The following is a 12,189-nucleotide window of genomic DNA, read 5'->3' on the forward strand; positions in this document are numbered from 1 at the left end:
TCTTATATTGTTTTTTAATCTAAAATTAATCAATTTTGAACTCAATAATATTTGTTTTCTAACCCATTCAACACTACAAAACTATAAATCATGGCATTTAAACCCGCAAATAACATTCAAGATCTCCAATATTTTGGCGAATTCGGAGGAGTTAATCCTTCGATATCTGATAGTTCAACTTACACTTTCCTATCTGCGAAAACGATGTTTGATACTTTTGAAGGAAATGCCGATGGTTGCTATCTGTATTCGCGTCACTCCTCGCCTTCAAATTTATATTTAGGGGAAGCCCTTGCTGCTATGGAAGGTACAGAAACGGCGAACGTATCGGCCTCTGGTATGGGCGCAATTACACCCGTAATTATGCAACTTTGTAGCGCTGGAGATCATATCGTTTCTAGCAGAACCATATACGGCGGTACTTATGCGTTTTTTAAAAATTTTACGCCTAAATTTAATATTAACACCAGCTTTGTTGATATTACAAAACTTGATTTGGTTGAAGCAGCAATAACTAAAAACACCAAAATAATTTACTGCGAATCTGTTAGTAATCCGTTGTTAGAAGTGGCCGACATTAATGGTTTAGCTAAAATTGCCAAAAAGCATGGTTTAAAATTAGTAGTAGACAATACGTTTTCTCCCCTTTCAATTTCGCCTGCAACCTTAGGTGCAGATATTGTAATTCACAGTTTAACCAAGTTTATTAATGGCTCTAGTGATACCGTTGGTGGTGTGGTTTGTGGTACTCAAGAATTTATAAATGACTTACGTAATGTCAATGATGGTGCTTCGATGCTTTTAGGTTCAACTATGGATAGTCTGAGGGCTGCTTCTATTTTGAAAAACCTAAGAACATTACATATTCGTATGCAACAACACAGTAAAAATGGCTTGTATCTTGCAGAAAAATTTGAAGCTGATGGTTTAAAAACAGTTTATCCTGGTTTAAAATCGCATCCTTCACACGAATTATTTAAAACTATGATGAATAAGGATTACGGCTTCGGGGGTATGTTAACCATAGATGTTGGCTCAATAGAGAAAGCCAATGAATTAATGGAACTTATGCAAAACAATAATTTAGGATATCTTGCTGTGAGTTTAGGGTTTTATAAAACCTTATTTAGTGCTCCGGGAAGTTCTACATCATCAGAAATTCCAGAAGATGAACAAAAGGAAATGGGCTTAAGTGACGGATTAATTCGATTCTCTATTGGATTAGACGCAGATATTGAACGCACTTACCAAATGATGCATGAATGCATGGTGAAGCTAAATATTCTGAATTAAAAATAGACAATTAGCACAACTAAATTTTTAAAAGTAAGTATTAGGCACAAGCATCATGTTGTAATGCTCTGTAATATGCCAATTCATTTGAGATTTCAATGGTATCAACCTGTATAGACTTTTTAATGGTATTATATTGCTGAATCACTTGTGATAATTCAAATTTATCATCAAACTGGGATTCTAATTCTGAAAGATAAACGAGTGTTTCTAAATTTTTTCTTAACCTAAAATAAAGAACGCTTATTTTAGAATCCAATTCTAGGTTACTAAATTTTCTTTTGGGTGACGATATACCAATTACTCTTGATGCCTTATTATTAAAACTCTTAATGGGATTGTAACTCTCTGGTTTATCATTTTCAGGTATATGATTTACAACTTCGCTATTAACATAAATATTTAAAACTGGATCGACATTTTCATCCGACCAAAATGAAAAAAAGGATATAAAATATATTTTAAATAAATTAATAAATGAGGACATTTTAATAATGGATTAATTGTTTTAATATTTGGACCCGAAATAACAATTTGGTCACAAATCAAACGTAAACATCTTGAAATCAGATAAATAAAAGTATAAAGTATTATCCTTTAACAGCTCATTATACGTCAAATTAGACGTTAACAAAAGATTCAATTAAACTTAAAACAGATTCTAGATACCTTTAATCCTTATCCATAAAGTATTAATAATATCACCTAAACTTTCAAACTTAGGTTTAAAGGGTTTCATGTTTAACCTGTTTCCATCTTCGTAGAGCGTTAAACTAAAAACAGATGTATTAGGATTATCAAGATCTAACAGCGGGTATCTCAGGTCATTATATTCAAATTCATTTACACCTAATTTATATACACTGTAATACTGGTTGCTAAACCAAGCTAAATCTTTTATGTCTTTATAATCTGAAGGTTTTAAATCGCGTTGTTTAGAAACTTTTTTAAAGTCTAAAAAGCTATTTTTCGTATCCATTAGAGAATAATCAGAAACATAATATGAACTCTCGGTTTCTGCAATTCCATACCACAATATATTATTAAAAATTGCTGGTTGCGTACTAAATCTAGTGGCACTGATATGACTTTCTTTTAAAGATTTTCTAAAAACGGAATCGATATATAGCTTGTTTCCAAAAGTAAAAAGCATATAAACAGAGCTGATACCTATACCGGTTTTTAGCAAAAAACGTCTTTTTAAAGATGTACGTTTAAAAAACATTAACGCTATCATGCAAACTAAAAAGGGAAACGTGTAAGCAGGATCTGCAACTGCAATATTATTTAAGGCCACCCTATAATTACTAAAAGGGGCGAATAATTGGGTGCCATAAGGTGTAAAACAATCTAAAATAGGATGTGTAAACAACGACCAAAAGAATAAACTAATCCAGTCTTTTAGCGTTGTAGAATTTCGACGCTTACCAGAATTATATAATTTATAGGTAAGCCAACCAAGTATTATAGCTGCTAAAATTGAAAATAAAATAGAGTGCATGAATCCTCTATGAAACAACATGGCATCAATTTCGTTGCCATAAAGCCAACTTCCCACCAAAACATCTAAATCAGGAATAGTGCCTCCAATCGCACCAAATAACAAAGCTTTATTGCCTATTTTCTTTCCAAGTACAGCTTCTCCGCATGCTGCTCCTAAAACAATTTGAGTAAGTGAATCCATATTTAGCTAGCAAAGTTAACTAACTAATTTATATAAATAGCTATTGAGGAATTCGTCTTAGCCATACAGCCACACGGGCGCCATTAATATTGCCAACTTCAGTTATTGATCTGAAACCTAAAGTGGTTCCTGACGGGATTGCAACAGGTGTCGCTAAAACTTCGGTGTAAGACATGTTATCATCCGCACCGGAAGCAGTAAACCTAAAAAGTTCTGTAAAAGTGTTATTTGCTGAAATATCGCCTATACCCATTATCAATGTATTTGATGCGTTAGAAGTATTGTCGGCATGAAAACTTACGGCATATGCTTCCCATGCTTCAGGCAACGGAATTCCAATAAAACCAACATCGCCATTTCCATAAGACCATTGCGAATTGTTATTACTTATACTACCCGTTTCTTCCGCCCAAATAACAATCTTCTCGTACGCAACTTTGTTTTCGCCTATTTGTTGCCAATTGGTACCATCACTCTGTAATTGAATTGTAGTTCTGCTTTTTATGGTTGAAGTTACTATGCCATTCAAATTGGTAAAATTAGACACCGTGGTAACATTACTAGTTGGATTTTTAATACAATATATTCTACCCAAACAAGTATTCGCTAAAGGTAAAGTGATTGTGGGATTTCCGGACAGTATTACAGTATGATGAGAATCATTTAGTGTGAGACTGGATGAAGTTGTTATTATATTTAAAGATAAAGAACCATTAACATCTAAAGTTGATAGCGGATTCGTTGTGCCTATCCCAACCTGTGCAAACAAATTTAAACATAATAACAAAAAAAACTGAGAGACTATTTTTTTCATTGTTTTACAAGGTAATACTTAACGATGATTATTCAAAAAAAGTGTGGCATTAAATACATTTGTTTGCATTATACAGTTGCAAAAAGTTTAAATACTGTGAAAAACCTTTGATTTTCAGATTATTTCGTACGTAGAAAATATAACTCATCAGGCATTAACGCGGACTGAATATCCAAATTAGAGGCTTCTGGTTTAATAATTTCTTTCGTAGATTTTTTTTTGTGACTATCATTTGCATTTGATTGAGAATCAGATTTACTGTAAATCATAAAGTACAATACTACAAAGGCAAACAACAATGATAAGGCAAAAAACATAACAATAAAATATTTGAGGTTTCTAAATTTACGACGCATAAAATCAATATAAGTCACATCATTTTGAAAGAAACATAGAAAATCGTAACATTACAGGACCAAAAAAATCCGAATGAAAAACGACAAGAATATCTCTGAATTTAAAGCAGATACCCAAACTATCATAGAAAATAAAGAACTAAATTTTTTAGAAGCTTTAATTCCTGTGATTATCCTTATGGGACTTCTTTTTTACAACATTATTTTTGCAGAAGGCGAACTTTTAGGGGCATATTCTAATCAATTTATTCTACTTATTGGAGGTTTAATTGCAGCTTTTGTCGGCTTTTTTAATAAGGTTTCCATATTAAGAATGGTAACCGAAATTTGGGAAAATCTAAAGAGTGTTTTTATTCCAATCATGATTTTATTTCTAGTGGGTGCCTTAGCTGGTACTTGGCTAGTTAGTGGTGTAATTCCTGCCATGGTTTATTATGGGTTACAGGTACTAAGCCCAGAAATATTTTTACCAGCTTCTGTCATTATTTCAGCCATTATATCAATAGCTACAGGTAGTTCATGGACCACCTCTGCAACTGTTGGTATTGCATTGGTTGGTATAGGTACTGCTTTAGGAATAAATTCTGGTATGATTGCTGGAGCTGTTATTTCAGGTGCTTATTTTGGTGATAAAATGTCGCCCTTAAGTGACACTACTAATCTTGCACCAGCGATGGCAGGAACCGATTTATTTACACATATAAGATATATGAGTATTACAACGGTGCCGACAATAATCGTTACTTTAATTGTGTTTAGTATTTTAAGTTTTGTTATCACAACTACTGGAAGCGCAGATGTTAGTAATTTATTGCAAACTATAAATACAACTTTTAATATTTCACCTTGGCTATTTTTAGTGCCTTTAGCAGTTATAGCACTTATCCTCCTAAAAACAAAACCATTAATAGCCTTAAGTGCAGGCGTTATTTTAGCAGCCATTTTCGCCATTATATTTCAACCCGAAATACTTAATAATTTGGGGTCATCAAAAATAAATTCGATAATAACTTCTATGTTTTCAGATACCCAAATTATAACTGAGAACGAAAAATTAAATGACCTATTTTCGGCTGGTGGTATGAAAGGTATGCTTTGGACCATTTACTTAATTATTTGCGCCATGGTTTTTGGAGGGATAATGGACGGCATAGGTGCACTTTCAAGAATTACAAGCGCCCTTCTAAGTTTAGCAACTTCTGTGTTTGGTTTATTTGCAAGTACTGTAATTAGTTGCTTAGGCTTGAATACCATTGCTTCTGATCAGTATTTGGCAATTGTTATTCCAGGGAAAATGTTTAAAAAAGCCTTTCATGATAAAGGATTAGCTCCTGAAAATTTAAGTAGAACTTTAGAAGATTCCGGAACCGTAACCTCGGTTTTAATACCTTGGAATACCTGTGGCGCTTATCAATCTGGTGTTTTAGGTGTTGGCGTTAGTGAATATTTCTTTTATGCTATTTTTAATTGGTTAAGTCCGTTTACAACTTTACTTTTTGCCGCATTTTCTATTAAAATAAAGCAATTAAAAACTCAAAAACAATTCTAACTCACTCATTTTCAACAAGCATAAATAAATACTATTTCTCAATAAGTATTTAAAATTTTATGCAGTTCATTACTCTATACTTGTATACTATTTTTGCGGCTATAAAACCGAATTATTAATTATAAAAAATAGAATACTTATGTCTTTAGTAGGAAAAAAATTCCCGAATTTAAACGTCGATGCCATGAACGACATGGGCGACACTTTTAAATTAAATGTATTAGAAGAAGCCGTTAACAATAAGAAGAAAGTGGTATTATTTTGGTATCCAAAAGATTTCACATTTGTTTGTCCAACTGAATTACATGCATTTCAAGCCGCTTTACCAGAATTTGAAAAAAGAAACACTATTGTAATTGGTGCATCTTGTGATACGCCTGAGGTTCATTTTGCTTGGTTAAATACTGAAAAAGATAACGGTGGTATTGAAGGTGTAACTTACCCAATTTTAGCGGATAGCAACAGAAACTTATCAAGCGTTTTAGGTATTTTAGATATTACCAACGAAACCTACGATGAGGAAACTGGAACAGTACAAGTTGAAGGCGATAACGTAACGTATAGAGCTACTTATATTATTGATGAAGATGGTGTTGTACAACATGAAAGTGTTAATAACATGCCTTTAGGAAGAAATGTTGGTGAGTACATCCGTTTAGTAGATGCATTAACGCACGTTCAAGAAAAAGGAGAAGTTTGTCCTGCAAACTGGGAAGAGGGAAAAGACGCTATGAATGCGAATAGAAACAGTGTTGCTGAATATTTATCTGCGCACGCAAACTAATTATGATGTTAAAGGAATTAAACGAAGATAATTTACAAAGTCTTGTTGCCGAAAACGAAACTGTAGTGGTACAGTATTCAGCAACATGGTGTGGTAACTGCCGTATTATGAAACCAAAGGTAAAAAAATTAGCTTCAGAACTTGAAGATGTTACTTTTGTGATGGCAGACGCAGAAAAATTCCCAGAAAGCAGAAAGTTAGCAACGGTTGATAATTTACCAACCTTTGCTACTTTTAAAAATGGCGCATTTATAAATCAAGTGCAAACCAACAAATTTGATGTTTTAAAAGATTTAGTAAATGAAGTTACCAGTAATTAAACACTTAACTCAGTTTATTGAAGACAATGACGAGGATTACGTTGTTGAAACCATTGAAACGTTAGAAGCTTTAACAGAAGTATCATCGTTAAAAGATGAAGAATTAGATGTTATTGGCGAATTGATTTCGAATATGTATGGAGCCATCGAAGTTCATAAAATGACCAAAGAAGGTACGCCCAAAAAGGAAGCTTTAAATAGTTTTATGAGTCGCGTTATGGGTTCGATTGACAAATAATTGAAAAAGAGAAATTGACTTTTTATAAAACCACTTTGCGAATGCAAGGTGGTTTTTTTGATTTTTCAGCACAACCCTTTTATTAAAATTTAACTTACCTTAGTTTCAAACTAGATAAAGCACTTCAGTTGTAAATACATACCGTGTTTCAATTTAACTTTATCAATTAATTAGCAGCCCAATACAAAATGAATAAATATGTCATCCTAACCATTAGTTTGTTGATACTATCCTGTTCTGAAAAAAAATCTTCAGGTAAAACATTGATAGATAACACTAAAATCAACCAAGGCCTAAGCAAAACTTCAATTGTAATCTTAGGCACTATTCAAGATGCCGGCTCTCCCCAAATTACCTGTAAAAAGGAGTGTTGCAGTACGCTTTTTGAAAATCCTGATTATAAAAGACAAGTTATTTCACTAGGGCTTATTGATAAAGAAAATGATAAAGCATATTTGTTTGAAGCGACGCCAGATATTGGAACACAAATGAAAATGTTAACCAGCCTAAACACCGAAAACAACAATGAAATTGTAAACGGAATTTTTTTAACACATGCCCATATTGGTCATTATTCGGGTTTAATGTATTTAGGAAAAGAAGCCATGGATGCACAAAACACTCCAGTTTATGTCATGCCAAAAATGAAAGACTTTTTATCTAAAAATGGACCTTGGGATCAATTGGTTCTACGAAAGAATGTGGAACTTCATGAAATGGAAAACAGAAAATCAGTCAATTTATCTACATCACTTAAAGTGACGCCTTTTATTGTACCTCATCGAGATGAATATTCCGAAACCGTTGGCTATCGTATTGAAGGACCAAATAAGAGTGCATTATTTATTCCAGATATCGATAAATGGGAAAAGTGGGAAAAAGATATCATTGAAGAAATAAAAAACGTGGATTACGCTTTTTTAGATGCTACTTTTTATAGTGGTGAAGAACTTGAAAACAGAGATATAAGCCAAATACCCCATCCATTTATAATAGAGAGTTTGAAGAAATTTAAAGGACTGAGTAGTAAAGAAAAAAACAAAATAATTTTCATTCATTTTAACCATACCAACCCTGTGATAAATCATGATAGTAAGGAAAGAAAGTTGATTCTTGACCAAGGCTTTCACGTTGGCGAAATTCAAGATATTTTTGAGCTCTAATCCAATGAAAACAATGTACTTTAAGTGCTAATATCAACTTAATAGATTTACTATCACGCTATAGCTTTTTTCTTTGGCATAATCTATTGCCAATTTCCCTTCTTTGTCTTTAATAAATTTATCTGCATTATGTTTTAATAACAGCTTCACCACTTTTTCTTGATTATACATTGTGGCGAATATTAGAGGTGTATAGCCAAGGTTGTTTTTTGCATCTATATTGGCCCCAGCTTTTATTAAAATGTTTGTTAAATCTGTATTGCCTTTAAAGGCTACACCAATTAAGGCTGTATTTCCAGAACCATCGCAATCATCAACTGAAGCATTATGCTTTAAAAGTGTCTCTACAATATCTTTTTTATCAAAGTAAGAAGCAAAGATTAAAGGCGTAAATCCCCTAACGTCTTTGACATTCGCAAGTTCTGGGTTTGTCTTTAATTGGGCTTCAACCGCTTCTAATTGACCCTGTTGTACAGCATTAAAAAATAGCTCAACTTTATTCATATATTCTTAAATAAAAAATTAAAAAAGACTATCTAAAAAATTATTTAAATAGTCTTTTATAAAAATCTCAAATGATTATTATTTCAAATCGAAACGATCTAAATTCATCACTTTAGTCCAAGCTGAAACAAAATCTTTAACAAATTTTGCCTCACCATCGCTTGCACCATATACTTCGCAAACAGCTCTTAATTCGGTATTCGATCCAAAAATTAAATCTGCACGTGTGCCTTTGAATATGACTTTTCCTGTTTTACGATTGCTTCCTTCAAAAAATCTATCATCTTCAGAAGTCGCTTTCCAAGTGTATGTAAAATCTAAAATGTTTTTAAAGAAATCGTTAGTAAGCGAACCAACTTTATTTGTAAACACGCCGTAATCCGATCCATCATAATTGGTGCCTAACACGCGTAAACCACCAACTAAAACAGTCATTTCTGGTACCGACAAGGTTAATAAATTAGCTTTATCAACTAATAAATCTTCCGCGGCAATTTTTAAATCGCCTTTAATATAATTTCTAAATCCGTCTGCAATGGGCTCTAAATACCCAAATTGTTCAATATCGGTTTGTTCTTGTGAGGCATCACCTCTACCTGGAGTAAATTCAACTTTATTAGAATAACCGGCGTTTTTAATAGCTTGTTCAACACCAACATTTCCTGCCAATACAATTAAATCAGCTAAAGATACTTCTCCTTTAAAATTGTTTTTAATCCCTTCTAAAACCTTTAACACTTTGTTTAATTCTGCTGGATTATTCACTTCCCAACTACGTTGAGGTTCTAATCTAATACGAGCGCCATTTGCACCTCCTCGATTATCCGACCCTCTGAATGTTGAAGCTGAAGCCCAAGCGGTAGTAACCATTTGCGAAATGCTTAAACCAGAATCTGAAATCATGTTTTTTAACGACGCGATATCAGAAGCACTCAACTTATAATTCACTTTTGGAATCGGGTCTTGCCATAACAATTCTTCCTTCGGAACTTCAGGACCTAAATAACGTGTGGTTGGACCTAAATCTCTGTGCGTTAGTTTGTACCAAGCACGAGCAAAGGCCTTTTCAAATGCTTTATGATCTTTATGAAAGCGTTTAGAAATTTCTAAATAAGCAGGATCAGTTTTTAAAGCAATATCTGCAGTAGTCATCATCAATTCTTGACGCCCGTTTGGATCACCCGCTTTAGGAGCCATTTTAGCTTTTGAAGCTGCTGTTGGTTTCCATTGATGCGCTCCTGCTGGACTTTTTGTCAATTCCCAATCGTAATTCAATAATACATCAAAATAATCGGCATCCCATCTTGTTGGGTTTGGAGTCCATGCGCCTTCAATACCACTTGTAATCGCATCATCTAAAACGCCTGTTCCGAAAGTGTTTTTCCAACCTGTACTCATCTGTTCAATAGGTGCTCCGTGCGGTTCAGCACCTACATATTTATTAGGATCAGCAGCGCCATGGGCTTTTCCAAAGGTATGCCCTCCAGCAACAAGTGCAACGGTTTCTTCATCATTCATTGCCATTCTTCCAAAGGTCTCTCTCACATCATGTGCGGAACCCATTGGGTCTGGCTTTCCGTTTGGTCCTTCTGGGTTTACGTAAATCCAACCCATCATTACAGCGGCTAATGGGTCTTCTAAATCTCCATCTTCATATCTATCTTCGTTTGCGCCCCATTCTGTTTCACTCCCCCAATAAATATCTTGTTCTGGTTCCCAGACATCTTCACGTCCACCTGCAAAACCAAACGTGGGGAATCCCATAGATTCCAGAGCACAGTTTCCTGCCAGAATCATTAAATCTGCCCAAGAAATTTTATTACCATATTTCTGTTTTATAGGCCATAATAGTAATCGTGCCTTATCTAAATTGCCATTATCTGGCCAACTATTAATAGGAGCAAATCTCTGATTTCCTGATCCGGCTCCTCCTCGTCCATCGCCTACTCTATAAGTTCCTGCACTGTGCCACGCCATTCTTATCATTAATCCACCATAATGTCCGTAATCTGCTGGCCACCACTCTTGAGAATCTGTCATAAAATCTTTTAGATCCTTTTTTATAGCGTCGTAATCTAAACTTTTAAAGGCTTCCGCATAATTAAAATCTGCTCCCATAGGATTCGATTTTGTAGCATGTTGGCGGAGTATGTTTAGTTTCAATTCGTTTGGCCACCAGTCGCGATTTTTTACTCCTCCACCAGAAGTATGCTTAACTGTACCACTTAAAAATGGGCATTTACTAGCATCGGAAGCGTTCATACCCGATACTTTCCCATGATGATTGTTGTTATCCATTGTAAAACGTATTTATATTTAGTGTTGATTATTAAAAAATTAGAATGTCTTAAAGTTAATAAATTACAGACTTAAAACCGACTTAAACTTATTTTTTAATGCTATAACAGGATTGATAAAATTTATAATGAACCTCTAAAATGATAGTTTTTAAATATACAACAGCGGTACATAAAAACAATTACCATATAAAACCAGATAACTTTGATCAAATTCAAAAAAATAATTAGGATTAAGCTATTTAATATTACTATTTTAGATGTTCAATTAAAAACATTAAAAAATGGCTACAGTAACTCTTAAAGGATCACCAATTAATACATCAGGAAACTTACCAAAAGTGGGCACAAAAGCTCCAGACTTTTTATTAACTGCAACAGATTTATCTGTAAAAAGTTTAACGAATTATAAAGGATCAAAAGTGGTTTTAAACATTTTTCCAAGCGTTGATACTGGTACTTGCGCTCAATCTGTTAGGGAATTTAATAGAGAAGCAGGCGAATTAGAAAACACAAAAGTACTTTGTATTTCTCATGATTTACCTTTTGCTCATGCCCGTTTTTGTGGTGCTGAAGGATTAGATAATGTCATCAGTTTATCTGATTATAAAGATGGAAGCTTTGGAAGAGCTTATGGTTTAAACTTTGTAGATGGACCGTTAGAAGGCTTGCACTCTCGATCAGTTGTAGTTTTAGATGAAAATGGAACCGTAATTTATACAGAACAAGTTGGCGAAACTGTTGATGAACCAAACTACAAGGCTGCTCTAGACGCACTTTACAATGCCTAAAAAAGAATCTTTTACCGAGAATCGATTAAAAAGTGTTGGATACGCCTTTAAGGGCGCTTTATTGCTCGTAAAAACAGAGGCGAGTATAAAAATTCAGCTGATTATTGCTATTATAGTAACTATTGCCGGATTTTATTTTGAGATTTCTTCCTATGAATGGATTATTCAAATTCTTGCGATTGGATTGGTAATGAGTATCGAAGGCGTTAACACTGCTATTGAAGAAATAGCAAACTTTGTACACCCAGAGCGTCATCCAAAAATTGGCTTAATAAAAGATATTGCTGCCGGAGCTGTTTTTATAGCTTCGGTTTTTGCAAGTATAGTTGGCTTAATTATTTATCTTCCAAAGATTTTTTAAAATACTATATCGCTTAGGATAAACGTTAGTAATTT

General features: G+C 33.8%; 13 protein-coding genes. 8 read left to right on the forward strand and 5 right to left on the reverse strand.

What is annotated here, in order from left to right; genetic code table 11:
• Positions 1-90: 90 nt before the first annotated feature.
• Positions 91-1,293, forward strand: a complete 1,203-nt coding sequence (locus O5O44_RS10610; RefSeq protein ID WP_289194331.1) for an aminotransferase class I/II-fold pyridoxal phosphate-dependent enzyme — start codon at positions 91-93, stop codon at positions 1,291-1,293.
• A gap of 40 nt (positions 1,294-1,333) precedes the next feature.
• Here O5O44_RS10610 and O5O44_RS10615 read toward each other — a convergent pair whose 3' ends face one another.
• From O5O44_RS10615 to O5O44_RS10625, 3 genes are all read right to left on the reverse strand, one after another.
• Complete coding sequence (locus O5O44_RS10615) at positions 1,334-1,780, reverse strand: hypothetical protein (protein WP_289194332.1); 447 nt, start codon at positions 1,778-1,780, stop codon at positions 1,334-1,336.
• Positions 1,781-1,954: 174 nt separating this feature from the next.
• Complete coding sequence (locus O5O44_RS10620) at positions 1,955-2,977, reverse strand: metal-dependent hydrolase (protein ID WP_289194333.1); 1,023 nt, start codon at positions 2,975-2,977, stop codon at positions 1,955-1,957.
• Positions 2,978-3,017: 40 nt separating this feature from the next.
• Positions 3,018-3,791 carry a hypothetical protein gene (locus tag O5O44_RS10625; protein ID WP_289194334.1) on the reverse strand — a complete coding sequence of 258 codons (774 nt, stop codon included), beginning with the start codon at positions 3,789-3,791 and terminating at the stop codon, positions 3,018-3,020.
• A 429-nt stretch (positions 3,792-4,220) separates the two neighbouring features.
• On the opposite strand from O5O44_RS10625, the gene nhaC reads away from it, so the two are divergent.
• From nhaC to O5O44_RS10650, 5 genes are all read left to right on the forward strand, one after another.
• Positions 4,221-5,696, forward strand: coding sequence for a Na+/H+ antiporter NhaC (nhaC, locus tag O5O44_RS10630; RefSeq protein ID WP_289194335.1), 1,476 nt, complete (start codon positions 4,221-4,223; stop codon positions 5,694-5,696).
• Positions 5,697-5,835: 139 nt separating this feature from the next.
• On the forward strand, positions 5,836-6,480 hold the full coding sequence (locus tag O5O44_RS10635) for a peroxiredoxin (protein ID WP_019387564.1): 645 nt from the start codon (positions 5,836-5,838) through the stop codon (positions 6,478-6,480).
• Between the two features lie 5 nt (positions 6,481-6,485).
• The gene (locus O5O44_RS10640; protein WP_289196445.1) at positions 6,486-6,800 is read left to right on the forward strand and encodes a thioredoxin family protein; all 315 of its coding nucleotides are present in this window, start codon (positions 6,486-6,488) and stop codon (positions 6,798-6,800) included.
• Entirely contained in the window at positions 6,781-7,038 is a 258-nt protein-coding gene (locus O5O44_RS10645) for a DUF6952 family protein (RefSeq protein ID WP_289194336.1), read from the forward strand. The genes O5O44_RS10640 and O5O44_RS10645 overlap by 20 nt, the downstream gene beginning before the upstream one ends.
• 188 nt (positions 7,039-7,226) lie before the next feature.
• On the forward strand, positions 7,227-8,201 hold the full coding sequence (locus O5O44_RS10650) for an MBL fold metallo-hydrolase (RefSeq protein ID WP_289194337.1): 975 nt from the start codon (positions 7,227-7,229) through the stop codon (positions 8,199-8,201).
• A 33-nt stretch (positions 8,202-8,234) separates the two neighbouring features.
• On the opposite strand, the gene O5O44_RS10655 is transcribed toward O5O44_RS10650, so the two are convergent.
• On the reverse strand, positions 8,235-8,705 hold the full coding sequence (locus tag O5O44_RS10655) for an ankyrin repeat domain-containing protein (RefSeq protein WP_289194338.1): 471 nt from the start codon (positions 8,703-8,705) through the stop codon (positions 8,235-8,237).
• A gap of 78 nt (positions 8,706-8,783) precedes the next feature.
• Positions 8,784-11,003 carry a catalase/peroxidase HPI gene (katG, locus tag O5O44_RS10660; RefSeq protein ID WP_289194339.1) on the reverse strand — a complete coding sequence of 740 codons (2,220 nt, stop codon included), beginning with the start codon at positions 11,001-11,003 and terminating at the stop codon, positions 8,784-8,786.
• A gap of 283 nt (positions 11,004-11,286) precedes the next feature.
• On the opposite strand from katG, the gene tpx reads away from it, so the two are divergent.
• Together tpx and O5O44_RS10670 are read left to right on the forward strand one after the other, a co-directional pair.
• Entirely contained in the window at positions 11,287-11,793 is a 507-nt protein-coding gene (gene tpx, locus O5O44_RS10665; RefSeq protein WP_019387570.1) for a thiol peroxidase, read from the forward strand.
• The gene (locus O5O44_RS10670; protein ID WP_289194340.1) at positions 11,786-12,154 is read left to right on the forward strand and encodes a diacylglycerol kinase; all 369 of its coding nucleotides are present in this window, start codon (positions 11,786-11,788) and stop codon (positions 12,152-12,154) included. The genes tpx and O5O44_RS10670 overlap by 8 nt, the downstream gene beginning before the upstream one ends.
• Positions 12,155-12,189 lie beyond the last annotated feature (35 nt).

The sequence above is a fragment of the Algibacter luteus genome (assembly GCF_030344935.1).
Taxonomy (GTDB): domain Bacteria; phylum Bacteroidota; class Bacteroidia; order Flavobacteriales; family Flavobacteriaceae; genus Arenitalea; species Arenitalea lutea.

Coding starts and splice junctions, on each gene's coding strand:
- O5O44_RS10620 (WP_289194333.1), bottom strand. CDS start 2,977: ATGGATTCACTTACTCAAATTGTTTTAGGAGCAGCATGCGGAGAAGCT.
- O5O44_RS10610 (WP_289194331.1), top strand. CDS start 91: ATGGCATTTAAACCCGCAAATAACATTCAAGATCTCCAATATTTTGGC.
- O5O44_RS10655 (WP_289194338.1), bottom strand. CDS start 8,705: ATGAATAAAGTTGAGCTATTTTTTAATGCTGTACAACAGGGTCAATTA.
- nhaC (WP_289194335.1), top strand. CDS start 4,221: ATGAAAAACGACAAGAATATCTCTGAATTTAAAGCAGATACCCAAACT.
- O5O44_RS10670 (WP_289194340.1), top strand. CDS start 11,786: ATGCCTAAAAAAGAATCTTTTACCGAGAATCGATTAAAAAGTGTTGGA.
- katG (WP_289194339.1), bottom strand. CDS start 11,003: ATGGATAACAACAATCATCATGGGAAAGTATCGGGTATGAACGCTTCC.
- O5O44_RS10650 (WP_289194337.1), top strand. CDS start 7,227: ATGAATAAATATGTCATCCTAACCATTAGTTTGTTGATACTATCCTGT.
- O5O44_RS10640 (WP_289196445.1), top strand. CDS start 6,486: ATGTTAAAGGAATTAAACGAAGATAATTTACAAAGTCTTGTTGCCGAA.
- O5O44_RS10625 (WP_289194334.1), bottom strand. CDS start 3,791: ATGAAAAAAATAGTCTCTCAGTTTTTTTTGTTATTATGTTTAAATTTG.
- O5O44_RS10635 (WP_019387564.1), top strand. CDS start 5,836: ATGTCTTTAGTAGGAAAAAAATTCCCGAATTTAAACGTCGATGCCATG.
- O5O44_RS10645 (WP_289194336.1), top strand. CDS start 6,781: ATGAAGTTACCAGTAATTAAACACTTAACTCAGTTTATTGAAGACAAT.
- tpx (WP_019387570.1), top strand. CDS start 11,287: ATGGCTACAGTAACTCTTAAAGGATCACCAATTAATACATCAGGAAAC.
- O5O44_RS10615 (WP_289194332.1), bottom strand. CDS start 1,780: ATGTCCTCATTTATTAATTTATTTAAAATATATTTTATATCCTTTTTT.